Source organism: Rhodococcus sp. AC861 (genome assembly GCF_979256035.1).
In genome coordinates this window covers 295,161-320,130 of the sequence record NZ_CEEDMW010000003.1, presented here as the reverse complement: position 1 = coordinate 320,130, position 24,970 = coordinate 295,161, and the positions used below count along the sequence as shown (strand labels likewise).

Sequence of the window (24,970 nt, the reverse complement as noted above, 5' to 3'; positions counted from 1 at the left end):
GGTCAGCGCTGGTCGGTGAGGACCGCGACCGCCAGCGCACTGTCCCCGGTGTCCCAGGATGCCGCGTCGATACGCGGGTGGCGGTCGAGCGCGCCGCGCACCGCGGTGAACGCATCTCCCGAACCGCCGACCACCAGTGCGGTCCCCGGCCGTCCCAGCACCAGCGCCCACTCGAGGTACTGGAGAGCGTCCTCGGTGGACGCCCTGGTGACGTCGACGGTGACGACTCCGAACGTCGTGTCGTCGTCGGTACGCAGATGGGGCAACGACTCGACGGGGTCGCCGACGACGACCTCGACGCCGTCACTCCACCCGGCTGCCCCGTCCCGTACGAGGACGACGACGGATCCCTGCGGTCCGACCGCCGCCGCCGCGCGGCGAGCGGGCTCCGACGTCGACGGATCGACCATCAGCACCCGACGCGCACCGGCCAGCGTGACCAGCACCGCGGGCAGGTTGTCGCCTGTCACACGGGACGCCCGACAGCGCGAAGAACCTCCTGGCCGGCCGAGTCCGCGGGAACGTCCCGGGTCTCGCCCGTGAAACGGTCCTTCAGCTCCACGGTGCCGTCGGCCCAGCCGCGCCCGAGCACGACGATCAACGGGATACCGATCAACTCGGAGTCCTTGAACTTGACGCCGGGTGAGACCTTGGGGCGATCGTCGAGGACCACCTCGAGACCGTGCGCATCGAGTTCGGCGGCCAGAGCCTCGGCACCCTCGCGCGCGGCCGCATCCTTGTTGGCGATGACGATGTGCACGTCTGCGGGCGTCACGGACGCGGGCCACCGCAGGCCCTTGTCGTCGTGCATCTGCTCGGCGATGACGGCGACGAGGCGTGAGACACCGACGCCGTACGACCCCTGCAGCAGCCGGACCGGCTTCTGGTTCTCACCGAGGACGTCCACCGAGAACGCGTCGGTGTACTTGGTGCCCAGCTGGAAGATGTGACCGATCTCGATTCCGCGGGCGGTCACCAGCGGACCACGGCCGTCGGGCGACATGTCGCCGTCACGGACGGCGGCAGCCTCGATCGTGCCGTCGGGAACGAAGTCTCGTCCGACGACGAGGTCGACGACGTGCTTGCCCTTCTCGTTCGCTCCTGTGATCCAGGCCGTTCCGGTGACCACACGGGGGTCCACCAGGTATCGGACACCGTTGTCCTGCAACGCCTTCGGGCCGATGTATCCCTTGACGAGGAAAGGGTTGGCGGCGAAGTCCGCGTCACCGAGCATGACGAACTCGGCGGGGGCGAGAGATGCTTCGAGTCGCTTCTCGTCGACGTCACGGTCGCCGGGGACACCGACAGCCAGCAGTTCCCAGTCCCCGCCGGGGATACGGGTCTTCAGCAGGACGTTCTTCAAGGTGTCCGCCGCCGTGACGGTCCGGCCCAGGTCCGCGCCGTTGGCCCACTCGACCAGCGTGGCGATGGTCGGGGTGTCTCCGGTCTCGTACACCGTGGACTCGGGCAGGCCCTCCAGTGACGTCGCTTCCGGGGCCGGGGTGATCACGGCCTCCACATTGGCGGCGTAGCCGGACTCGATGCACCGGACGTAGGTGTCCTCGCCGACGACGGACTCGGCCAGGAACTCCTCGGACGCGCTACCGCCCATCGCGCCCGACGTCGCGGCCACGATGACGTAGGAGACACCGAGCCGCTCGAAGATGCGCTGGTAGGCCTCGCGATGCGCCTCGTACGACGTCTTCAGACCGGCCTCGTCCAGATCGAAGGAGTAGGAGTCCTTCATGACGAATTCGCGGCCACGCAGAATGCCCGCGCGGGGCCGTTCCTCGTCGCGGTACTTGGTCTGGATCTGGTAGAGCGTGACCGGCAGATCCTTGTAGGAGCTGTACTCGCCCTTCACGGTGAGCGCGAACAACTCTTCGTGCGTGGGCCCGAGCAGCATGTCGACGCCCTTGCGGTCCTTGAGACGGAACAGCCCGTCGCCGTACTCGGTCCACCGGTTCGTCACCTCGTAGGGCTCGCGCGGCAGCAGCGCGGGCAGCGAGATCTCCTGGCCACCGATGGCGTTCATCTCCTCACGCACCACCTGCTCGACGCGTCGCAGGACGCGGAGTCCGAGCGGCAGCCACGAATACACGCCGGGGGCGATGCGGCGGACGTAGCCCGCACGCACCAGCAGCTTGTGGCTCGGCACCTCGGCATCGGCAGGGTCGTCGCGGAGAGTGCGCAGGAACAGGTGGGACAGACGCGTGATCACAGCCGCAAATCCTAGTCCGTGCGCGAGTGGGTACCGTTCGGGCCGTGCTGGTTCTTCTCCCCCCGTCCGAAACCAAGTCGACCGGCGGTCGCGGCGGTCCGCTCGACCTCGACCAGCTCTGGCTCCCCGAACTCACGGCGACGCGCTCCACCCTGATCGATGCGCTGGTCTCCCTCGCCGACGACGTCGACGCGTCGCGGTCGGCTCTCGGCCTGTCCCCGAAGCAGGACGACGAGATCGAACGCAACGCCGCGCTCACCGTGTCGCCCACAAGGCCGGCACTCGAGCGCTACACGGGCGTGCTGTACGACGCCCTCGACGCCGCGTCGTTCACTCGCGCTCAGAAGGCCAGGGCGCAGGCACGCCTCGCGATCGGCTCTGCGCTTTTCGGAGCCGTACGGGCCCACGACCACGTACCGGCCTACCGGCTGTCGGGCGGATCAGCGCTACCGGACCTCCCGACCCTGCGTGCCCTGTGGAAGCCCCAGCTGCCGGCGGCCATCTCCGCCGCCGCGGACGGCCTCGTCGTCGATCTACGGTCCGGTGTCTACCGCGATCTCGGGCCCGTTCCCGGCGCGATCACCGCCACGGTCCTCACCGAGCAGCCCGACGGCTCGCGCACCGTGGTCAGCCACTTCAACAAACACCACAAGGGTCTGCTGGCGCGGGCCCTGACGGTGACGCGCGCAGAGCCGACGACCGCCCGCGCTGTCGCTCAGGTCGCATCGAAGGCCGGCCTGCGGGCCGAGGTCGCGTCGCCGACCGAAGTCGTCGTGGTGACCCGATGAATCCGGTACCCGAGCTCCTGAGGCGCGGTGCGAACGCCGCGTTCGGACGCGGAATCGACATGAGAGCCGTCGACGACGTCGCGGACCAGCTGATCGCCTACCAGCAGTTCGATCCGCTGGGGCTGGGCTCGCACGCGCTGACGACGACGATCGACGCGGCGTACGAAGCCGGCTGGCAGCCGCTCGACCTGCTGCACGTCGTCCGACGGCAGCAGAGCGCCGCGGTGACGACGCTTGCGGCCGCGGCGATCCTGCACGACGCCGATCTGACGCGCGCCGCGACCCGCGCACCCGAGGAATGGCTGCGGCACCTCCGTGAGATCGCCGACGCGCATCCCGATGCGGTATCGCCAGGAAAGCCCGACCCGAATTTCCTGGCGGCCCGCCTACGGGTCGGTGGGAAGAGCGACTACATCGCCGTCAACGATCAGTGGATCGCTGTGCTGTCCTTGCTCGGCCAGTGGCAGTCGCTCCCGCACTGGCCCCGCATCGGTTCGCTGCCCTCGCAGTGGCCGGCACGCCGGACGGCGGGAGGACCGACCGGTGACCGCCGGCCGACAGGAAGCACCGACTCGAAGATGCTGGGGCGTATCCGCGGCCTCCTGGCCAAGGCGGATGCGACCGAGTTCGAGGACGAGGCCGACACGTTCACCGCGAAGGCCCAGGAGTTGATGACGAAGTACTCCATCGATTCTCTGGTGCTGACCGAGGGCCGTTCCGACATCGTCAGCAGGCGCATCCACGTCGACAATCCTCACTCCGCTGCGAAAGCGCAGTTGCTGCATGTCGTCGCGACGGTCAACCGCGTCAAGACCATCTGGGATCAGGACTTCGCGGTGGGCACGGTCGTCGGGTCTCCCGTGGACGTGGAGCAGACCGAGATCCTGTTCACGTCACTGCTGATCCAGGCGACCAGAGCGCTGTCCCATTCCCCCAAGGCGAAGAAGCGAAAGGGCGCGTCCTCGGGCGCGTTCGGCAAAGCCTTCCTGTACTCGTATGCAGTCCGCATCGGCGAACGCCTCGAGGAAGCCGATGCCCACGTGCTCGAAGAAGCGAGCCGGGAGACCGGTGACCTGCTTCCGATGCTGGCCGCCCAGACGGTGGCCGTGGACGCGGAGTTCGAACGGCTCTTCCCGCGTGTGCGTACGGTGCGCGGCCCACGGCTCGACGCGGAGGGCTGGGAATCGGGGCACGCCGCCGCGAACGACGCCGACCTGCACCGTCAGCGGTGAACGGCGTCCTGGGCAGCCTTGGCCTGGGCGACGTCGGCAGCGCTGTAGCGGATGAACAGCGCCGCGATCGCCGCGATCGCTGCCAGCACGGCGCAGCCCAGCAACGCGAACGTGTACCCCTCGCCCAGGGCGACGATCTCCGGCCTGGTCATGTCCACGGCGGATCCGGTGCGGCCACCGAGTGAGAGCGTCTTCGACGCCGCCAGCGCGCTGACCACGGCGAGGCCCAGCGGTCCGCCCAGGTTCTGGGCGACCAGGGAGATGGCGGTGAGCGGCCCTATGTTCTTCTGATCGACGTTGGCGATCGCGCAAAGAGGGAGAGCGATCACCGCGAGCCCGACGCCGAAGCCGATGCCGCCGATCGGGAGGAACAGGTTCTTCCAGTACGTCGAGTCGACGGTGATGGTCGACGCGAAGAACAGGTACCCCACCGTGAGGACAGCGCCGGTCGCGATGATCCACCGGGGGGCGACGCGCGGAGCGAGCCACGCGGATGCGATCGCCGCGAGGGCCATGCCGCCGCCGAACGGAATGAAGGAGATACCGGCGCGCAACGGGCTGTAGTCCAGGACATCCTGGACGAACACCGCGACGATCACCGTCATCGCGAACAGGGCACCGCCGGAGAAGAAGATGGCGACGAAGGTCGCTACGCGATCTCGGTCGCGGAACAGCTCGAACGGCAGCAGCGGGTTCCGAGCGCGACGCTCGACCATGAGGAATGCCAGCAGCAGGAGCAGACCGGCCAGGATCGCCGTGACGGTGACGACGTCGGTCCACCCGCGCTCGGGTCCCTCGACGATGCCGAACACGACTCCGGTCGACCCCAGTGTCGCGAGGATGGCGCCGGGCACGTCCAGAGGAGCTCGCTCCCCCGCCGTTTCCGTCAGCGCCCGCGACCCCAGCACCAGGATCGCGATGCCGATGGGGACGTTGATCAGGAAGATCCACCGCCACGACACCTCGGTCAGGGCGCCGCCGATGATCAGGCCGGAGAAGGATCCGACGCCGGTCATGGCGGCATAGATCGCGATGGCCTGATTACGAACGGGACCGGGCGCGAACGTGGTCGCCACCAGGGCGAACGCTGTCGGTGATGCCACTGCGGCGCCGGCGCCCTGCACGACGCGCGCCAGCACCAGCATCGCCTCGTTCTGCGCGAGTCCACAGGCGGCGGAGGCGATCGTGAACAGCGCGACTCCGAGAAGGAACATGCGTTTACGGCCGAATGCGTCACCCATCCGTCCGCCGAGGAGCATCAGGCCACCGAACGCCAGGACGTACGAGGACACGACCCAGTTGCGTCCGGCGTCGCTGAGTCCGAGTTCGGCCTGCAGCGGAGCAAGCGCGAGGTTCACCACGGTGCCGTCGAGCACGGCCATGAGCTGCATCCCGGACAGGGCGATGATGGCGAGGCCGAACGCGCGCTCGGTCACGGGATAGGTCATGGGTCGGGTCACGACGCTGCTCCGATCGCGGCCGCGGCATCGAAGCCCGCGACGGGTCCGATGACGATAATGGCGGGTGGGCGCACGTTCTCCTCGCGGACCCGATCGGCGACGGTGGACAGATCGGCGCGGACGACACGCTGCGACCGCGTCGTCCCCTCCTGCACGACCACGACGGGTGTGTCTGCCGAACGGCCGTTCTCGACCAGCACGTCCGCGAAGGCACCGATGCGCTCGACGGCCATCAACAGCACGATGGTGCCGCGGAGGCGTCCGAGTGACGGCCAGTCGATCAGCGAGTCGGGGTGGTCGGGACGCAGATGACCGCTGACGACGACGAACTCGTGGGTGACGCCGCGGTGCGTCACGGGGATGCCGGCGGCCGACGGGACCGAGATGGCACTCGTGATCCCGGGCACCACGGTCACCGGGACTCCGGCAGCGGTGCACGCCTCGAGTTCCTCGTAACCGCGACCGAACACGTACGGGTCACCGCCCTTGAGCCGGACGACGAACTTTCCGGCTCTCGCGTGGGTGATGAGCGCGTCGTTGATGGCCTCCTGAGCCATGAACCGGCCGTACGGGATCTTCGACGCGTCGATGACCTCGACGTGCGGCCCCAGTTCGGCCAGCAGTTCCGGCGGCGCGAGCCTGTCCGCGACGACGACGTCGGCGCGGGCGAGGAGCCGACGGCCGCGCACGGTGATCAGGTCCGGATCACCGGGGCCGCCGCCCACGAGTGCGACACCGGCGACCGACTTCTCGGGAGCGTCCGCGATGGCACCGGACTGCAGACCGTCGAGAACGGCGTTGCGGACGGCAGCGGATCGGCGGTGTTCTCCACTCGCGAGCACACCGACTGTCAGACCGTCGTACTCGGCACTGGCCGGGGTGACGGCGGTGCCGTCCTTGGCGACGTCCGCGCGGACGCAGAAGATGCGGGACCGGGCGGCCTCGGCGACGATCGCCGCGTTGGTCTCGGCCTCGTCGGTGCAGGCGATGGCGTACCAGGCCTCGCCCAGGTCCCCGTCGCGGTAATCGCGGAGTTCGAGGTCGATCTGGCCGAAGCTGGCCATCCCCTCGACGGCAGGCGTCGCCTCGCGTGTGATGACGGTTACCTTCGCGCCACACGACACCAGCAGCGGGAGTCGCCGCTGCGCGACGCTGCCTCCACCGACGACGACCACGCGACGACCGGCCAGATCGAGCCCTGCCAGGTAAGGAGATTCGGTCGCGTCCACGTCGGGTGACCTTACCGGCAGTGCAGTCAGCGCTCCCGCACCCCGGACGGCGTGAGGTCGTACCGCGCGGTCGTCCGCAGAGTCTGGCGACCGTTCACCACGGACGCGTGGTCGACCTCGAGCCGCAGCGCCTGCGAATCGGTGGTCAACGACATGACTCCGTTGTCGAACCAGGGTCCGGCCTCCGCGCTCCACTCCGCGTGCACCGGTTCCGCCTTGGCACTGCGCGCCAGCCGAGCGAGCATCTTCGCCACCGGACGACGGATGGCGAGCCGGTTGACCGCCCGGATCGGCAGGTTCAACGGGTTCCGGAACGGCGACATCGTCAGCTGGTAGAGCGAGGTGGACGTCGACACGCGGGTCTGCGCCTTGGCCACGTAGGAACAGTGCACATCGCCGGACAGCCACACCACGGACTTGGGTGCGGACGGTCCGACCACGACCTCGTCGACCAGATCGACCATGTCTCCGAACGATTTGCCGAAAGCGGCCCAGTGCTCGAGGTCGAGTGCGATGCGCAATTTCTCGCCGAAGCGGGCGACGCGCGGACCCCACGCGCCCTGGGCGACTGCCTCGTTCCACTGCTCGACCGCGTGAAGCCCCGGCAGCATGAGGAACGGCAGCGACGAGCCGAGCAGCACGTGCTCCTTACCCGAGTTCAAGGTGTGCTCCCGCACCCACGCCCACTCGACGTCGTCGACCATGGCCCTGCGTTCTGGCGAGAGATCGCGCGAGCAGCGGCTGTCGATCATGATCAGACGGGTGTTGCCGATGTCGCGGTGGTAGCTCCACCGGGCGGAGGACGGCTCGGAATCGGCCTTCAGCGCGAAGTCGGCGAGCAGCGCCTCGCGCTCGGAATCGCTGGCGGCCGACCGGACGGCCGCGTACATCGCGTCGTTCTCGAGTTCGCGCGGCGACAGGTTCCCCAGGTGCTGGTAGACCCAGTAGGACGAGAACGCGCCGATGACGCGGTCCTCCCACCACGGCTTCTGCGTGATGTCCCGGCGCCAGTCCGCCGAGGAGTTCCAGTCGTCCCGCAGGTCGTGGTCGTCGAGGATCATGCAGGTGGGAACCGACGCCATCAGTCGGCGGACGCGGTCGTCTCCCCAGGACTCCTGGTACAGCCAGGTGTATTCCTCGAAGTCGCAGATTTCGTCCTCGACGTCCTCGGAACGCGCACCCGCTGCACGCTCGCCGGCTTCGCGACGCGCATGGAGGCGCTCCACGATCTCGGGCGACGGATCGTCGGCGTAGACCTGATCGCCGAGGAAGACCAGCAGATCCGGCCAGTCGTCGGGCTCCTCGCCGGCGACTCGATCCGCCAGGCCCACGAGGGCGTCCGCACCGATGCGGGTGAGCGCTTCCTCGCTGTACGTGTCACCGCGTCGGCAGGACCCGAAGGCGACGGTGATCGGCTCGTCCTCGCACATCGTGTGCACGACCGACGGGTGGCCGTCCGTCGGCCAGACCTGTCCGCCGTCTATCGACACGGTGTAGTCGACGGTGGAATTCTGCGGCAGACCTTCCACGGCGACGAGCGCGTAGTGGTGACCGTGTACTCCCCAGGTCTTCTCCTCGACCGAGGCGCCGGTCGAGGTTGTGACGGTGACGGTGCAGGACTGGGACGTCTCGACCCAGAACGTCGCACGATCGGTGCTGACGTAACGGACGAAGGGCCCCAGGATCAATCTTGGGTCTGTGACGGTCATTCGTCCCAGGTTGCCACTCTTGCCCTGATTTCGTTGGATTCGCACGTACATGTCCCAATTGACGTGCGGGACAGGGGATGTTTAACGTTGTTTGTGTGACAGTGCGGATGTATTCGGTCGACGATGTAGCCGACATGTTGGGTCTGCATGTACGCACGGTCCGCGGGTACGTGAGGTCCGGGCGGCTTCCCGCCGTCCGCATCGGCAAGCAATACCGCATCTCGGCCGAGGACCTCGAGACGTTCACGGGTCAGTCCGCGTCGACACTGCGTACCGACCATCGCGTGGAAGTCACCTCCATCGTCGACATCGACACCGTCGATCGCGAGACCGCGGATCGACTCAGCGCACTTCTGGCCAAAGCATCCACCGACGCCCGCCCCGACGGAGAGCCGCTCCGCGTCAACACCGCCTACGACGCCCAGCGCGATCGGATGAAGATCGTCGTCCTGGGAGCTCCCCGCGAGGTCTCACGTCTGCTCGACTACCTCGAGGGGCTGCTCGCGGCCTGAGGTGTCTCTCGAGTCGGACGGCTCGCCGCGACGAACCGAGCGATGCCGGCGGCCGTCGCGACCGGGTGCGTGTGGAGATACGACGCGTGCACTCGCCCCCCGGATGCCACTGCACCCTCCATGAGCGATGCGCCGTCGCGCCGCCATCCCCACGCGTTGTCGGCCGTTCCGCGTCGGGAGACGGATGTGCGGTGGAACTCGTGCCCGGTCACCCTGGTCCCCGCATCGAACATGACCGAGTCCGTCACGGCGACGGCGTCCCGGTATCCGAGTGTCAATCGACTCCCGAACTCCACGTCGAGGTCCAGCACGCCTGCCATCCGATGTCCGTCGAGCGACCGCGCCAGATAGAGCAGCCCGGCGCACTCGCCGTGCACGGGGTGTCCCGCATGCACGAGGTCTCGAATATCGTGCAGCAGAAGCTCGTTCGCGGCCAGCTCGGCGGCATGGAGCTCGGGGAATCCGCCGGGGACGACGAGACCGGATGTTCCATCGGGGAGTCGGTCGTGACGCGGATCGAACACGGCGACATCGGCGCCGGCCGCCCGCAGAACCTCGACGTGCTCGGCGTACCCGAACGTGAACGCAGGTCCGCCCGCCATGGCGATCACGGGCGTGCCGGCGTTCGCCGTCGACCCCGCGGCCTCCCTCAGGTCCCAGGCGGTGCCGACGGGCACGTGGGCGGAGTCGGCGATGCGGGACAGTTCCTCGAGGTCGACGTGCTGCGCCGCGAGCGCCGTCATGGCGGAGACTGCATCGACTGCGGCGGATCCGTGCTCGGCCGCCGTGACGAGGCCCAGGTGCCGTGACGGGACCTCGAGCGCGGCGGCGCGGGGAACGGACCCGATGACCGGAACGCCGATCCGATCGCAGGCCTGTCTCAGCACCGCCTCGTGGCGGGTGCTGCCGACTCGGTTGAGGATCACACCGGCGATACGGACCGACGGGTCGTACGTCGAGAATCCGTGCACGAGTGCGCCGATGCTCTGGCTGTGACCGCGGGCGTCGACGACGAGCACGACGGGCGCGCCGATGGCCGATGCCACCGCGGCGGTCGACCCTTCGGCGCCCGGCTCGGTGGCCGCACCCTCGGACAGGTCGATCCGACCGTCGAACAGGCCCATGACACCTTCGACGACCGCGATGTCGCACCCCGCCGACCCCCACCGGAGTGAGGGCACCATGGCGTCGCGGCCCATCATGACGGCGTCGAGATTGCGGCCGGGCCGCCCCGCGGCGACAGCGTGGTAGCCCGGATCGATGTAGTCCGGTCCTACCTTGAACGGCGCGACTCGACGCCCTGCCGCTCGCAGAGCGCCCATGATGCCGGTGGCGACGGTGGTCTTCCCGCTTCCCGACGACGGCGCCGCGATGACGACCGCGGGCAGGTCGTTCACCATTCGATCCCGCGCTGACCCTTACGGCCCGCGTCCATCGGATGCTTGACCTTGGTCATCTCGGTGACCAGGTCGGCCGCGTCCATCAAGGCCTGCGGCGCGTTGCGGCCGGTGATGACGACGTGCTGGTTGCCGGGCCGATCCGCCAGAGTCGACACGACCTCGTCGACGTCGATCCACCCCCAGTGCAGCGGGTACGTGAACTCGTCCAGCACGTAGAACCGGTGCCGCTCGTCGCGGATACGCGAGGCGATCTCGGCCCATCCTTCGCGCGCATCCTCCGCGTGGTCGACCTCGTCACCGCGTTTACGCGACCAGGACCAGCCCGAACCCATCTTGTGCCACTCCACGGCGCCGCCGACGCCTGTGTCGTCGTGCAGATCTCCGAGCGTGCGGAAGACGGACTCCTCCCCCACCTTCCATTTCGCGCTCTTGACGAACTGGAAGACGGCGACGTCGAAACCCTGGTTCCACGCCCGCATCGCCATTCCGAACGCTGCCGTGGACTTCCCCTTGCCGGGGCCGGTGTGCACGGCGAGGACGGGAAGGTTGCGACGCTGACGCGTGGTCAGACCGTCGTCCGGAACGCTGCCGGGCAGCGGAACTCCCTGAGGCATCGTTATGTCCTCACGCCGCCGCGCGGACGACGCCGGCCACACCGGCCGACGACAGTTCCGGCAGCGAGATGTAGGTGCCGCGGAGCGCCGTCGCGAGGTCCCGAGCGAGACCGAGCCGGATCATGCCCGACTCGCAGTCGACGACGACGGAGGCCACCTTGCCCTTGGCCAGCAAGGCCGCCGCATAGCGGGCGCGGCCGACCGGGTCGGGTCCGCCGGTCGCGCGACCGTCGGTGAGAGTGACCACCAGAGCGCGTCGTCCCGGCTCCCGGATACGTTCACGCGCGATGACGTCGCGGGTCGCGAGGAACCCGGATGCGAGCGGCGTCTTCCCTCCGGTGCGGACGCCGTTCAGTCGGGTGACCGCCACGTCCACCGATCGAGTGGGCGGGAGAACGAGTTCGGCGTCACTGCCGCGGACCGACACCACGGCCACGCGGTCGCGGCGACGGTAGGCGTCGCGCAGCAACGAGACGACGGCGCCGGTGACGGCGGAGAGCCGATCGCGTGCAGCCATCGACCCGGACGCGTCGAGGACGAAAACGATCAGATTGCCTTCTCGCCCTTCGCGTTCCACTCCTCGCAGATCGCTGCCGGCGATCGTGAGACGCCCCGCCGATCCCCCGCGTCGTTCCGCGGCTCGTAGCAGCGTCTGGACGAGATGCAGTGAGCCGCCGGTGAAATCGGTGCCTCGCACGACTCGGCCCGACGAGACCTTGGCGCGGGAACGTCGACCGGGAGCTCCCTCACCGACCCCGTCGATTTGTAGCAGACGCGCGTCGAATCCGTCGCCGGCGTCGGCGGTGCCCGAGTTACCGGAGCCTGCCGGAGCCGGCTCCTGTCCGCTGTCCGATGTGCTCGTCTGGTCAGCGCTCGCGTCGTCGTCGGGTGTCGAGGACGACGGTTCGGCGGAGGGCGGCTCGGGAGCGCCCCCACCGTCCGGATCGGGATCGGGTTCGGGTTCGGGTTCGTTGTCACGGACATCGTCGGCCGCGCGTTGCATCGCGTCGTCGAGTTCGTTCTCCGCCATCCCGGGTGCGTCGAACGGATCGCGTCGGCGACGGTGTGGAAGGGCCAGTTCGACGGCGACACGGACGTCGTCCTCGGTGACCGAGTCCGCTCCACGCCACGCGGCGTGGGCGGTGGCCGTCCGAGCGACGACGAGGTCCCCGCGCATGCCGTCCACGTCGAAGGCCGCACACACGGCTGCGATGCGGCGCAGTTCGGTGTCGGGCAGATCGACGTCGGGGAGTCGCTGTCCCGCTTCCGCGATGCGACGAGCGATGTCCGCATCGGCGTCGGCGTAGGTCCGGGCGAAGTTCTCGGCGTCGCGCTCGTAGTCCAACCGGCGACGCACTACGGTCATGCGGGTGTCCACGTCACGGGAGGCCGCGACGTCGACGGCGAGACCGAAGCGGTCGAGCAGCTGCGGCCGCAGCTCCCCCTCCTCCGGGTTCATGGTGCCGACGAGGACGAAACGCGACGCGTAGGAGTGGGAGATGCCGTCGCGCTCGACGTGGACGCGGCCCATGGCGGCGGCATCGAGGAGCAGATCGACGAGGTGGTCGTGCAGGAGATTGACCTCGTCGACATAGAGAATCCCTCGGTCTGCCGCCGCGAGGAGTCCGGGTGTGAACGCGCGCGTGCCGTCCTGGACGATGCGCTCGAAGTCGATCGATCCGACCACCCGGTCCTCGGTGGCACCGACGGGAAGTTCGACCAGCCGTGCCGGCCGCGCACCGGACTGGTCGACGACAGGGGGCAGCAGAGCGGTCAGCGCGCGCACCGCGGTGGACTTCGCGGTGCCCTTCTCCCCACGCACCAGAACACCACCGATGCCGGGGTGTACGGCGCTGAGGGCGAGCGCGAGGAGCAGTCGGTCCTGACCGACGATGGCAGAGAACGGAAATCCGGGATTCAACGAGTGTCCTGTTCGACCTCGGTGACCGCGCCGAGGAATCGAGACGATGCTGCGTGTGGTCTTCTCACGCAGCGTTGTCACGAGCACCCGGCGATCTGGCTTCGTGGGTCGGAGGACTCACGTCACAGTGGCGGGACCGCGCCCGAATCTCACGGGCTTCTCCGGCAGTGCTCGCGGTGGATCGGCGTGGGTCAGGCCTTGTCGCCCTCGCTCCACGGAGTTCCGCCGCCGCGTCGCATGGGCGTGTGCGGAATACCGTCCTCGAGAACTTCCTCGCCGTCGGGCGCGAAACCGTGCTTGGCGTACATGTCCACGAGGTAGCTCTGCGCGTTGATCCGGCAGGGCGAGGATCCGACCTCGGCCAGCGCGGCGCGCAGGATTCGTGTGGTGTGACCCTGCCCGCGCGAGGACCGGTGCGTGCACAACCGGCCGATACGGAACGACTTCTCGCCGTCGTCGTGCTCCTCGAGCAGGCGCAGCGTGCAGACCACGTTGCCGTCCCGCTCGAGCCAGAAGTGCCGTGTGTCGGAGAGAAGATCCTTACCGTCGAGTTCCGGGTAGGCACAGGCCTGTTCGACCACGAACACCTCGACGCGAAGCTTGAGAAGTTCGTAGAGGGTCTCGTTCGACAGGTCGAGTGCCCAGGATCGCTTGAGTGTTGCAGTCGCCGTCGTCATCTGGTTTTGGTATCACACCGTGCCGGAGTGCGCGACCTGCCGGCCACCGGTGGTGGTCGTGTCGAGCTGCAGGACTCGGGTGGTGTGCGACCAGATCTCGTCGAACAGACGCGAGTTCTCGGCGAGCTTGGTGCCCAACGACGGCACCATGTCCTTGAGAACCGGCTCCCACGAGGCATAGCGGTCGGAGAAGCAGCGCTGCAGGACGTCGAGCATGGCCGGGACGGCAGTCGAGGCGCCCGGGGACGCGCCGAGGAGACCCGCGATGGTTCCGTCGCCTGCGTTGATGACCGCGGTGCCGAATTCCAGGACGCCGCCGCGGCCCTTGCGACGGATCACCTGGACGCGCTGTCCGGCGGTGACCATCTCGAAGTCCTTGCCCTGCGCCGACGGCATGAACTCGCGCAGCGTCTCGACGCGATCCGTCTCGGACTGCAGCAACTCGGTGACCAGGTACTTGGTCAGCGCCATTTCGGTGACTCCGACGCCGAGCATGGAGAACAGGTTGTTGGGCTTGACAGAGTTGATCAGGTCGGTCATCTTGCCCTGCTTGAGGAACTTGGGCGACCAGCCCGCGTATGGCCCGAACAGTAGGCCGGGCTTGCCGCCGATGACGCGCGTGTCGAGGTGCGGAACCGACATGGGCGGCGCTCCGACGGACGCCTTGCCGTACACCTTGGCCGAATGCTGCGCGACGAGTTCGGGGTTGGTGCAACGCAGCCACTCACCGCTGACGGGGAACCCGCCGAAGCCCTTGGCCTCGGAGATGCCCGACTTCTGCAGCAGGTGCAGCGCGCCGCCGCCGGCGCCGACGAAGACGAACTTCGTGACGATCTTGCGCGTGACGCCCGTGCGGCCGTTGTAGACCTTGACCGTCCAGGTTCCGTCCGAGTTCTTGGACAGGTCGCGGACCTCGTGGCCGAAGTTGACCGACGCACCCTCGGTGGCCAGGTGGTTGAGCAGCTGCTTGGTCAGGGCGCCGAAGTCGACGTCGGTGCCACCCTCCGACCAGTTGAGGGCGATGGGGTCGCTGTAGTCGCGGCCGGCAGCCATCAGCGGGAGACGACGTGCGAACTCGTCCTTGTCGTCGATGTACTCCATACCGGGGAACAACGGGTTGCCGGACAGCGCGTCGTAGCGCGCCCGGAGATACTTCACGTTGTCCTCGCCGTGGACGAAGCTCACGTGCGGGATGGGGTTGATGAAGTTCTTCGGGTCGGCGAGAACGCCGGCCTCGATGGCGTGCGACCACCACTGGCGCGAGACCTGGAACTGCTCGTTGACGTTCAGCGCCTTCGCGATGTCGACGGTGCCGTCCTTGTTCTGCGGCGTGTAGTTCAGCTCGCACAGGGCGGAGTGGCCGGTGCCCGCGTTGTTCCAGGGGTCACTGCTCTCGGCGGCGGCGGCGTCCAGACGCTCGAAGATCGAGATGGACCACGTCGGCTCGACCTGGCGCAAGAGGGTGCCGAGCGTGGCGCTCATGATGCCCGCACCGATCAGGACGACGTCGGTCCTCTCCGTTCGAGAGGACCCGGACTGCTGGTTCTGATCGTGTTCGCCCACTGCTAGATCGACTTCCTTCGTCCATCGATGCCCCGAACGGAGCATCGTGCGGATGGTTCATCACGCGCTGTGTACCCGATTGTGCCCCTCGCCACCGCTGCGACAAGCCCATTACTGTGTGAGTGTGACTACATGGGAGCCCGACGTACTCGGTGACGAATACGAGCAACTGACCATACCGCTCGGCTCCGACCCCGACGGCGAGGGAGATGTCCGGGCGACCCTGGTCCGCCTGACCCGCTCGGTGACCGGCCCGACGGCGCCGACCAGAGCGGTTCTCTACGTTCACGGCTTCACCGACTACTTCTTCCAGCGACACCTGGCCGAGCACTTCGCCGACCTGGGATACGCGTTCTACGCGCTCGACCTCCGGAAGTGCGGCCGGTCGATCGGGGCGAACCAGTCGCCGCACTTCATCTCCGATCTCTCCCTCTACGACACCGAACTCGACCGCGCGCTGACGATCGTGCGCGACGAGACCGGAGCGGACGTTCTGATGGCGGCGCACTCCACCGGCGGACTCATCGTCCCGCTGTGGTTGGACCGCCTCGAACGCACTCGCGGAGGTGCGGTGAACGCGGGTGTGACCGGTCTGATCTTGAACAGTCCGTGGTTCGATCTCCAGGGTCCGCCGGCCGTCCGCAGCATCGGCACCGTAGCCATCGACCTGATCGGCCGCGTCGCGCCGAAGCGCTCGCTTCCCGGCGACGGACTGGACACCTACGGGTTGTCGATCAGCTCCGGCGGCAACGGCGACTGGGACTACGACCTGTCGTGGAAGCCGCTGGCCGGGTTCCCGATCAAGCTCGGATGGATCCGCGCCGTGCGCCGCGGACACGCCACCTTGCACAGGGGCCTCGACATCGGTGTGCCGTCGCTGATCCTGCGGAGCAAGGTCACCCGGTTCTCGAAGACCTACATTCCCGACGTGGACGCCGCCGACGCGGTCCTCGACGTCCGCCAGATCGCCCGGTGGGCAGGTTGTCTCGGCAACCGCACGACCATCGTGCCCATCGAGGGCGCCCGCCACGACGTGTTCCTGTCGACGACCGACCCTCTCGCGCGCGCGTTCGCCGAGATGGACGACTGGCTGCGTCAACGCCGTGACGGGCACCTCGAGGCCGCGGCGTCCGGCGGCGACCACGCAGAACTGGCGACAGGCTCATGACGACGGAGCAGCACTTCGACCTCGCCATCATCGGATCCGGTTCCGCCAACACCATTCTCGACGAGCGCTTCGACGGACTGTCCGTGGCCATGTTCGAGGAGTCGATCTTCGGCGGCACCTGCATCAACGTCGGGTGCATCCCGACCAAGATGTTCGTCTACGCGGCCGAGGTAGCTCGCGCGATCACCACCGCGTCGAAGTACGGCATCGATGCGCACATCGACAAGGTGCGGTGGACGGACATCGTCGACCGCGTCTTCGGCCGCATCGACCCCATCGCCGAGGGCGGCGAGAAGTATCGGCGCGAGGGCAGCGCCAACGTGACGCTCTTCAGCAGTCACGCGACGTTCGTCGGCCCGAGGCGCATCGACACCGGCGACGGGCGCATCATCACCGCGGACCGCGTGGTCGTCGCCAGTGGATCACGCGCCACGGTGCCGGATTTCATCACCGAGAGCGGGGTGCCGTTCCACACCAACAACGACATCATGCGTCTGCCCTCACTGCCCGAGCATCTGATCGTCCTGGGGTCCGGATACATCGCTGCCGAGTTCGCACACGTGTTCTCCGCGTTGGGTTCTCGGGTCACGATGCTGGCCCGCAAGGAACGGCTGCTCCGTAAGTCCGACGCCGAGATCTCGCAGCAGTTCACGGACCTCGCGCAGAAGAAGTGGGACGTCCGGCTCGGTGTCGACGCCACCGCGGTCCGCCGGGACGGAGACGACGTCGTGGTCACGCTCTCGGACGGCGCGGAGGTTCGGGGTGCCGCACTTCTGGTCGCCATCGGACGCGCACCCAACAGCGATCTCATCGGGGCAGCCGAGGCCGGTATCGACGTGCATCCCGACGGCCGCATCGTCGTGGACGAGTTCGGCCGGACGACGGCCGAGGGCGTGTTCGCCCTCGGCGACGTGTCGTCGCCGTATCAGCTCAAACACGTCGCCAACGCCGAGGCGCGGGTCGTTCAGGAGAACGTCCTGAAGACCTCGTGGACCGACACCACCGGATGGTCGAGGTTCGACCACCGATACGTTCCGTCCGCTGTCTTCACCGATCCCATGATCGCGGAGGTCGGCCTCACGGAACAGGAAGCGCGCGACCAGGGATACGACGTCGCCGTGAAGGTCCAGAGGTACGCCGACGTGGCGTACGGCTGGGCGATGGAGGACGACGAGGGTCTGTGCAAGATCGTCGCCGATCGTGCGACTCGAAAGATCCTGGGCGCTCACATCATCGGTGAGCAGGCACCGACCGTGATTCAGCCGTTGATCCAGGCGATCACGTTCGGTCAGACGGTCGACGAGGTCGCTCGCGGCCAGTACTGGATCCACCCGGCGCTCCCCGAGGTCGTCGAGAATGCCCTCCTCGGACTCGATCTGGACTGACGAGACGTCCCCGCCCACTGTCCTCGCTGCGGGCCGCCGACATTCCGTCGGAGTGCGCGCCGACGGCTCGGTGGTGGGCGCGGGCGATCTGTCCCAGCACCGCCTCGAGCACTGGACCGACGTCGTCGCGGTGGCCGCGGGAAACGTGCACACGGCGCGCAACACCGGTCGGTCGCACACCGTGGGCGTCCGGTCCGACGGCTCGGTCGTCGCGACAGGGTGGGATGCCCACGGCCAGTGCGACGTCGCCGACTGGTCCGACGTCGTCGGAGTGGCGGCCGGGTGGAGACGCACCCTCGGAGTGCGTGCCGACGGCACCGTGCTCGCCGTCGGTCGCCGCACCGAGGGTGCCTGCGCGGTCTCCTCGTGGGCGGATGTCGTCGCCGTGGCCGCCGGTGACTGGCATTCGGTCGGACTTCTCTCCGACGGCACCGTGACAGCCGTCGGGAACAACCAGCGAGGCCAGTGCGCCGTCGAGGGGTGGTGCGGCGTCAGAGCGGTTTCCGCCGGCTACCTGCACTCCGCCGCTCTGCATGATGACGGACACGTATCGATCGCCGGCGACCATTCCTCGGACGTGTCGGGCTGGTCGGGCGTCGTGGGCATCTCGGCCGGGAGCAGCCACACGGTCGGCCTGCTCGAGAACGGTCGCGTCGTCGCGGCCGGTGATGACAGTCGCGGACAGTGCGACGTCGCACCGTGGCGGGACATCGTTGCGATTGCTGCGGGCTCGGCGCACACCCTCGGCCTGCGAGCGGACGGCACCGTGGTGGCTGCAGGCGACCACGGCGACGGCCGGTGTGACGTCGGGATGTGGCAACTCGCGCCACACTGATTCGTGTCGGTGGTGTGGGTTACTGTGTGGTCAGGTCGTCGGGGGGCGGCCTGATCGGGCATCACCGGGGGGTGAATTCGTGTACGACGCAACAGTTTCCGTCGATGTGCTGGTGTCGGCGAAGGTCGACGCCCAAGCCTCGTTCGCCCGCACCGTCGCCGCGTCGTGCTCCTACATCCACGAAGAATCCCGGCGCCCCGCGGTGCTCGGGCCGGATGGGGTGTTCGACGCCGATGCCGCCGAAGCGTGCGCGGTGGCGGAGGTCGCGTCCGCGCTGTCGGTGTCCACCGGCACGGTCACCGAATGGCTGTTCCTGACCCGTACCGCCCGTCCGGCGGTGCAGGAAGCGTTCGATGCGGGCCGGTTGGCGTACGCGGCGTTCCGCACGGTGTGCCGGTCGTTGGCCGGGGTCCCGAACGCGAACGAAGCGCTGCTGCAGCGGGTGATTGCTGCCGCATCGCGGTGCACTCCGGGTGCGGTGGCGGCGGCGATCGACCGGATCCTCGCCGACTTCAACGCGGAGTGGCACCGCATCGTCCGGGAGCGTGCGGCGCTGGAGCGTGCCGCGACCGTGCGGAAACTCCCGCGCGGTCAGGCGGAGCTGATAATCCGCGGTCCGGCGGAGAAGGTCGCGGCGATGTGGCGGAACATCGTCGCCGCCGCGCGGGGAGTGACCGATCCGACGTCACTGCCGGCGCGACTGTTCGATGCCGCGCACGCACTTCTGACCGGGGCCGTGTCGAATGAACCGGCCAACCATGCCGTCATCGTTCTCGACGCCGCCACGGCAGCGGGGTTGGCGGGGGAACCCGGCCACCTCGTCGGCTGGGGACCGGTCCCGGCCGATGTGGCCCGGAGAATCGCAGAGGATGCAACGTGGCAGGGACTGATCACCGCCGCGCGCGACACCGAACACCACCCACCAGACCCGGAGCCCGATCCACCGGCTCCGGTCGACGGCCGGGAAGTTCGCCGCACCCGCCACATGCCGCCGGGTTGGACCCCGACCACGGGGAAACTGGGAAGCACGAAAGCCAGGAAGGTGAGGGAGCAGGTCGAGTACCTCCGCACCCTCCCACCATCCGCATTGGACCGTACCGTCGACAACCCCGACAGCCACGGGGGTTTCGTCGTGCCGCCGGACGGGGCACTGGCATACCGGCCGTCGGAGGCGGTCGCGGCGCTGGTGACAGCGCTGTATTCGACGTGCGTACACCCTGGGTGCGCGGTGCCGAGCGAGGACTGCGACCTCGACCACGTCGTCCCGTTCGACCACACCGACCCACGGAGGGGCGGCTGGACCGTCACCGGCAACCTCGAACCCCTGTGTCGCCGGCACCACGGACTGAAAGCCCGCCGGCAGTGGCACTACCGCATGCTCCGCGACGGCATCGTCCACATCCGCGACTCCCACGGCAACGACTACCTCACCGCACCCGGCGAGTGAGTCACCAGGCGCTGGTACGCATCACGATCTCCGTCGCCAGTGCGGCTGCCGCGGCGTCGGGGTCGGCAGCGTCGAGCGTGATCACGCGGTAGTCACCGTAGACGTACCGGCTGCTCGCGGACGCGTCGTCACGGAAGGTGGGGTCGGCGACGACCATCGTGGTTCTCAGTTCCACTGCGGGGCAACTTTCGCCGCGTGTAGCCGGATGCCCACGGTCGATGACGACGAGGCTCGACACTCGACCGAACGTCCGCGCTGCGAGAGACCATGCGCGGTCCGCGCCCGCTCCCCTCCCGACCAGATTGACCCAGGGAAGTCCGAGCGTGTCGAGCAGTGCGATCAGGTCCGTATCCGACGGGTCCGCACCCGGTTCGAGGACCACGGTGCGCAGATCCGACGTGGTCAGCCGGGCTGCCGTGTCGTCGAAGGAGTCGGCAGCGTCGTCGGTGGCGGGAAGCAGAAGGACGGCGTGACCGCTGTCCGGCCCGTCGAGTCGCACGACGAGATCACCCGAGGGCAGTGTGACGGTCTGCTGCTGCATGGGGATGGACGCTACCCGAACGCTGACACCGGCTCGACACGTTCACCGCACCTCGAGGGTCCGCAGTGACGGCGGAGCACCCTCCGCCATGAGCGACAGGACCGCCTCGATGTCGAGCGAGTTCTCGACCAGGTCGGCGAGTAGGTCCACCTGGGCGTTGCGCATCGCGTCGACGTCCGTGTCGGGAGCTACGACGAAGCCGCGGCGGCCTGCCTGATCCGCGACGTTCGTGAGATAGGCACGGCGGAAGTCGTCGTTCTCCAGCAACCCGTGCCAATGCGTACCGCGAACACTCCCCCGGACACTCCCCTCGGGCTCGTCGTCGCCGCCGGTGAACCAGGACGCGTCGCCGGTGCGGACGACCCGACCATGGTGGATCTCGTAGCCGCGCAGCACCTTTCCATCGAGCGAACCGGTGACCTGCGCCAACACCTTGTCCGCGCCGAATTCGATGTCGAGGTCCAACAGCCCGAGCCCCGCGACGACGCCCGCATCGGACTCCACCGAGTCGGTCACGGTTCGGCCCAGCATCTGATAACCACCGCAGATTCCGAGGACCGGCGCACCGCGCTCGGCGCGGCGCGCGAGTTCGTCGGCGATACCGGTGCGGCGCAACCAGTCCAGATCGTGCACCGTCGCTTTCGATCCCGGGACGACCACGAGGTCCGCATCGGTGAGCCGGGACGGATCGGTGGCCCAGTGCACGGTGACACCCGGCTCACAGGCCAGAGCCTCCACATCCGTGGAATTCGAGATACGCGGCAAGCGGATGGCCGCCACGCGCAGCCACTGCGATCCGAGAGGGGCGGCAGGTCGTCCGAGCGGCGCATCGGCCACCGTCCCCAAGGAGTCCTCGGCGTCGAGCCACAGACCCTCGCTGAACGGGATGACTCCCAATGTGGGCCGACCTGTTCGCTCTGCCAGCGTGTCCAGACCTGGTTGCAGCAAGGAGGGGTCCCCCCGGAACTTGTTCACCACGAAGCCTGCGATCAGCGCCTGATCCTCGGGTTCGAGTACTGCGAGCGTCCCGAAGAAATGCGCCAGTACACCGCCACGGTCGATGTCGCCCACCACGATCACCGGTAGGTCGGCCGCGCGCGCGAGACCCATGTTGGCAAGGTCCGTGACACGGAGGTTGATCTCGGCCGGAGATCCCGCACCCTCACAGACGACGACATCGAAATCGTCACGCAGCGAACGCAGTTCGTCCGCGACGACGGTCCGTAACCGGTCGCGGTGCGTCATGTAGTCGGCCGCCCCGACAGTGCCGGTGGCTCGGCCACGCACCACCAGCTGCGAGGTCCTGTCGCCACCGGGCTTGAGAAGTATCGGGTTGAATCGAACACTGGGTTCCAGTCCGCATGCTCTGGCCTGAAGTGCCTGCGCCCGCCCGATCTCCCCTCCGTCGAGAGTGACGACGGAATTGTTCGACATGTTCTGCGCCTTGAAGGGCGCGACCCGCACCCCGCGCCGCGCGAGCAGTCTGCACAGGCCGGCCACGACGACACTCTTGCCGGCATCGGAGGTGGTTCCGGCGACGAGGATGGCGCCGCGAACGGTCAAGGGAGGGTGAGAATCTCAGCGCCCGTGTCGGTGACGACGAGGGTGTGCTCGAACTGCGCCGTCCACGACCGATCGCGCGTGACGACGGTCCAGCCGTCGTTCCACTGATCCCACTCCACACCGCCGAGATTGATCATCGGCTCGATGGTGAAGACCATGCCCGGCTCGAGCACCGTCTCGACGGACGGCTCGTCGTAGTGCAGCACGACGAGGCCGTTGTGGAAGGTGGTGCCGATGCCGTGCCCGGTGAAGTCACGGACCACGCCGTATCCGAAGCGGTCGGCGTACGCCTCGATCACTCGGCCGACGACGTTGAGCGCGCGACCCGGCTTGACCGCCTTGATGGCGCGCATCGTGGCCTCGTGGGTGCGCTCGACGAGCAGTCGGGCCTCATCCGAGACGTTGCCCGCGAGGAACGTGGCATTGGTGTCCCCGTGCACGCCGTCGATGTATGCGGTGACGTCGATGTTGACGATGTCCCCGTCCTGCACCACCGTCGAATCCGGGATGCCGTGGCAGATGACCTCGTTCAGCGACGTGCAGCAGGACTTGGGAAAACCCTTGTAGCCCAGCGTCGACGGATACGCGCCGTGGTCGATCATGTACTCGTGCGCGACGCGGTCGAGCTCGTCCGTCGTGACTCCGGGAGCGACGGCCTTTCCCGCTTCCTGCAGAGCGCGAGCGGCGATACGACTGGCGAGCCGCATCTTCTCGATGGTCTCGGCCGTCTGCACCCACGGCTCGTGACCCTCGCGGACGGTCTTCTTCCACGCGTACTCGGGACGCTCGATGTTCTTGGGAACATCGAGAACGGGTGAGACGGTGCCGGGTTCGAGAGCGGTGCGGACGGACATGGCTCCCAGCGTAGTCGCCGCCGGTCGCGGTCAGTATCCGGCGGGCAGGGCGGTGATCATGTCGCGAGTCACCGCGACGGCGTTGTCGGAACTGCCGCCGCGCACCACCAGTGTCGCGAACGCGAGATCGCCGCGATAGCCGACAAACCAGGCATGGGACCCGCCCTCGACCTCTGCTTCGCCCGTCTTGCCGTACACCTCGCCCTGGTCGGCGATGCGCTCGGCGGTACCGCTGGTGACCACGGATCGCATCATGCCGCGGAGCCCGTCGACCATGGCCGGCTCGATCTGTGGATGGTCACCGTCGATCGTGGTCTCCTCCCCCTGGATCAGGGTGGGAACGGGGGTGGAGCCGTGTGCGACGGTGGCCGCGGCGAGCGCCATGCCGAACGTCGACACCAGCACCTTGCCCTGGCCGAAGCCGTCCTCGGTCCGCTGGACCAGTTCTTCGGCCGGCGGCACCGATCCCGACTCGGTGGGGAGCCCGACCACGCCGTACTCCGGCCCGATCCCGAACATCGACGCCGCGTCGGTCAACGCACCGGCCGACATCTCGCTGGCCAACTTGGCGAAGGAGGTATTGCACGACCTGGTGAACGCGGTACTCATCGACACGTTCCCCAGCGAGAACTCGTTGTAATTGGGCACACTGCGCTCGCCGATGACGATGCGGCCGGGACACGGCACCGTCGTCTCCGGCGTTGCGATGCCTTCCTCGATCGCGGCACCCGCGGTAACGATCTTGAAGGTCGACCCCGGCGGGTAGAGGCCCGTGGACGCGACCGGGCCGTCCTTGTCGGCGGCCGCGTTCTGCGCGACCGCGAGGATGTCTCCGGTCGACGGCTGGATCACCACCATCATCGCCTGGTCGCGCGAGACGTTCACGGCATTCTGTGCGGCGACCTGCACGGGACGGTCGAGACTGATGCTGATGGACGGGACCGGCTGCGGGGCCGTCTCGGTCAGGATCCCGGTATCTGCGCCGTTGGTGTTCACGGCGACCACGCTCCAGCCGGCAGCGCCGTCCACACGGTCCATCACCGTCTTCTTCACCTGGCTCACCAGGTCGGGCGCGAAGGTGCGATCGGTGGACACCAGGTCGGACTGCTCCGACACCGTGACACCCGACAACGCGAGCAGTCCCGGGGCCACCGCCTCGTAGTCCTCGTCCCTCAGCGTGACGACGCGATAGGGACCCGGCGACGCCGTCGCCGATTCGACGATGGACTGCGCGGTGATCGAGGCATCGAACGGAGCGAGGATGCGTTCGAGCGTGCGGGCGCTGCCGACGACGTCGGTCGCCTCCGAAGCGTCGAACGAGATGCCGTGCACGACACCGGGAACGAGAACGTCCGACCCGGCGTGCTCGTTCACCCTGGCACGTTCCGCGGCGGTCGATCGCAGCACCATCGACTGGGTGTCCCCGAGCTTCGGGTGCAGATCGGTCGAGTTCCAGCGGACGACCCAGTCGCCGCCGCGACGCCCCATCTGCAGCGCCCCGTCATAGGTCCAGGTGCGGTCCTTCGGCAGATGCCACGTGTAGGTGTAGTCGACGGTCGCGGTGTCGCCGTTCACGGACACGGCCCCCGTCTGCGCGTCGAGCGACTCGGCCTGCAGTCCGTCCCATGCCTTGTCGACGGCGGACGCTGCGAGATCGGCCCTGTCCGTCACCTGCCCGGCAGCCGCGCTGTCACGCTGAGCGAGCGCTGCGACGAAGGTGTCGGCGGCGGACTCCGGTCCCTGCGGCTTGGGGGTACACGCGGTAGCCGACACCACCGTCGCCGTCGCGACGACTGCGAGAAGTACGCGGGTGATTCGGCCGTGCGTTCGGAAGATCATCGATACTCATCG

Annotated in this window: 21 protein-coding genes; 7 read left to right on the top strand and 14 right to left on the bottom strand. The window is 68.2% G+C overall.

Annotated elements, in window-relative coordinates:
- Positions 1-2: 2 nt before the first annotated feature.
- Both AC0IX4_RS11035 and AC0IX4_RS11030 read right to left on the bottom strand, forming a co-directional pair.
- Positions 3-470: an O-methyltransferase gene (locus AC0IX4_RS11035; protein WP_471828968.1), complete on the bottom strand. Its 468-nt coding sequence runs from the start codon at positions 468-470 to the stop codon at positions 3-5.
- A complete protein-coding gene (locus AC0IX4_RS11030; protein ID WP_056074530.1) occupies positions 467-2,221 on the bottom strand; it encodes a proline--tRNA ligase in 1,755 nt (584 codons plus the stop codon). The genes AC0IX4_RS11035 and AC0IX4_RS11030 overlap by 4 nt, the downstream gene beginning before the upstream one ends.
- Positions 2,222-2,265: 44 nt before the next feature.
- Here AC0IX4_RS11030 and yaaA point away from each other — a divergent pair, with 44 nt between their 5' ends.
- Both yaaA and AC0IX4_RS11020 read left to right on the top strand, forming a co-directional pair.
- Positions 2,266-3,009, top strand: a complete 744-nt coding sequence (gene yaaA, locus AC0IX4_RS11025; RefSeq protein ID WP_471828967.1) for a peroxide stress protein YaaA — start codon at positions 2,266-2,268, stop codon at positions 3,007-3,009.
- A complete protein-coding gene (locus tag AC0IX4_RS11020) occupies positions 3,006-4,241 on the top strand; it encodes a DUF2786 domain-containing protein (RefSeq protein WP_471828966.1) in 1,236 nt (411 codons plus the stop codon). Before yaaA ends, AC0IX4_RS11020 begins: the two co-directional genes overlap by 4 nt.
- On the opposite strand, the gene AC0IX4_RS11015 is transcribed toward AC0IX4_RS11020, so the two are convergent.
- From AC0IX4_RS11015 to AC0IX4_RS11005, 3 genes are read right to left on the bottom strand one after another with little or no spacing between them, the layout of a single operon-like run.
- Positions 4,232-5,689, bottom strand: a complete 1,458-nt coding sequence (locus tag AC0IX4_RS11015) for an MFS transporter (RefSeq protein WP_056075058.1) — start codon at positions 5,687-5,689, stop codon at positions 4,232-4,234. The two genes, AC0IX4_RS11020 and AC0IX4_RS11015, sit on opposite strands and share 10 nt — an antisense overlap.
- Positions 5,690-5,697: 8 nt before the next feature.
- Positions 5,698-6,930 (bottom strand): uroporphyrinogen-III C-methyltransferase, encoded by a 1,233-nt coding sequence (gene cobA / locus AC0IX4_RS11010; RefSeq protein ID WP_156148725.1) that lies wholly within the window; start codon positions 6,928-6,930, stop codon positions 5,698-5,700.
- A 26-nt stretch (positions 6,931-6,956) separates the two neighbouring features.
- Entirely contained in the window at positions 6,957-8,639 is a 1,683-nt protein-coding gene (locus tag AC0IX4_RS11005; RefSeq protein ID WP_471828965.1) for an alkaline phosphatase D family protein, read from the bottom strand.
- Positions 8,640-8,734: 95 nt separating this feature from the next.
- On the opposite strand from AC0IX4_RS11005, the gene AC0IX4_RS11000 reads away from it, so the two are divergent.
- Positions 8,735-9,151: a helix-turn-helix domain-containing protein gene (locus tag AC0IX4_RS11000; protein WP_471828964.1), complete on the top strand. Its 417-nt coding sequence runs from the start codon at positions 8,735-8,737 to the stop codon at positions 9,149-9,151.
- Here AC0IX4_RS11000 and AC0IX4_RS10995 read toward each other — a convergent pair.
- From AC0IX4_RS10995 to mqo, 5 genes are all read right to left on the bottom strand, one after another.
- Positions 9,124-10,551: a cobyrinate a,c-diamide synthase gene (locus AC0IX4_RS10995; protein ID WP_471828963.1), complete on the bottom strand. Its 1,428-nt coding sequence runs from the start codon at positions 10,549-10,551 to the stop codon at positions 9,124-9,126. The two genes, AC0IX4_RS11000 and AC0IX4_RS10995, sit on opposite strands and share 28 nt — an antisense overlap.
- Positions 10,545-11,165 carry a cob(I)yrinic acid a,c-diamide adenosyltransferase gene (cobO, locus tag AC0IX4_RS10990; RefSeq protein ID WP_042572699.1) on the bottom strand — a complete coding sequence of 207 codons (621 nt, stop codon included), beginning with the start codon at positions 11,163-11,165 and terminating at the stop codon, positions 10,545-10,547. Before cobO ends, AC0IX4_RS10995 begins: the two co-directional genes overlap by 7 nt.
- A gap of 10 nt (positions 11,166-11,175) precedes the next feature.
- Positions 11,176-13,086 (bottom strand): VWA domain-containing protein, encoded by a 1,911-nt coding sequence (locus AC0IX4_RS10985; RefSeq protein WP_471828962.1) that lies wholly within the window; start codon positions 13,084-13,086, stop codon positions 11,176-11,178.
- Between the two features lie 191 nt (positions 13,087-13,277).
- A complete protein-coding gene (locus tag AC0IX4_RS10980) occupies positions 13,278-13,763 on the bottom strand; it encodes a GNAT family N-acetyltransferase (RefSeq protein ID WP_056074520.1) in 486 nt (161 codons plus the stop codon).
- Between the two features lie 12 nt (positions 13,764-13,775).
- Complete coding sequence (mqo, locus tag AC0IX4_RS10975; protein WP_471828961.1) at positions 13,776-15,371, bottom strand: malate dehydrogenase (quinone); 1,596 nt, start codon at positions 15,369-15,371, stop codon at positions 13,776-13,778.
- Between the two features lie 79 nt (positions 15,372-15,450).
- Between mqo and AC0IX4_RS10970 the strand changes: the two genes are divergently transcribed.
- The 4 genes from AC0IX4_RS10970 (at position 15,451) to AC0IX4_RS10955 (ending at position 20,161) form a co-directional block, all read left to right on the top strand.
- The gene (locus AC0IX4_RS10970; protein ID WP_471828960.1) at positions 15,451-16,494 is read left to right on the top strand and encodes an alpha/beta hydrolase; all 1,044 of its coding nucleotides are present in this window, start codon (positions 15,451-15,453) and stop codon (positions 16,492-16,494) included.
- A complete protein-coding gene (gene mtr, locus AC0IX4_RS10965) occupies positions 16,491-17,879 on the top strand; it encodes a mycothione reductase (protein ID WP_471828959.1) in 1,389 nt (462 codons plus the stop codon). Before AC0IX4_RS10970 ends, mtr begins: the two co-directional genes overlap by 4 nt.
- Complete coding sequence (locus tag AC0IX4_RS10960; RefSeq protein ID WP_471828958.1) at positions 17,851-18,714, top strand: RCC1 domain-containing protein; 864 nt, start codon at positions 17,851-17,853, stop codon at positions 18,712-18,714. Before mtr ends, AC0IX4_RS10960 begins: the two co-directional genes overlap by 29 nt.
- Positions 18,715-18,793: 79 nt before the next feature.
- Complete coding sequence (locus AC0IX4_RS10955; RefSeq protein WP_471828957.1) at positions 18,794-20,161, top strand: HNH endonuclease signature motif containing protein; 1,368 nt, start codon at positions 18,794-18,796, stop codon at positions 20,159-20,161.
- A 1-nt stretch (position 20,162) separates the two neighbouring features.
- Here AC0IX4_RS10955 and AC0IX4_RS10950 read toward each other — a convergent pair whose 3' ends face one another.
- The 4 genes from AC0IX4_RS10950 to AC0IX4_RS10935 are packed head-to-tail and all read right to left on the bottom strand — an operon-like array spanning position 20,163 to position 24,958.
- Positions 20,163-20,702, bottom strand: coding sequence for an alpha/beta fold hydrolase (locus tag AC0IX4_RS10950; protein ID WP_042572555.1), 540 nt, complete (start codon positions 20,700-20,702; stop codon positions 20,163-20,165).
- A 42-nt stretch (positions 20,703-20,744) separates the two neighbouring features.
- On the bottom strand, positions 20,745-22,265 hold the full coding sequence (locus AC0IX4_RS10945; RefSeq protein WP_471828956.1) for a cobyric acid synthase: 1,521 nt from the start codon (positions 22,263-22,265) through the stop codon (positions 20,745-20,747).
- Positions 22,262-23,119 (bottom strand): type I methionyl aminopeptidase, encoded by an 858-nt coding sequence (map, locus tag AC0IX4_RS10940; RefSeq protein WP_042572553.1) that lies wholly within the window; start codon positions 23,117-23,119, stop codon positions 22,262-22,264. Before map ends, AC0IX4_RS10945 begins: the two co-directional genes overlap by 4 nt.
- Positions 23,120-23,149: 30 nt before the next feature.
- Complete coding sequence (locus AC0IX4_RS10935) at positions 23,150-24,958, bottom strand: penicillin-binding transpeptidase domain-containing protein (protein WP_471828955.1); 1,809 nt, start codon at positions 24,956-24,958, stop codon at positions 23,150-23,152.
- Positions 24,959-24,970: the final 12 nt, after the last annotated feature.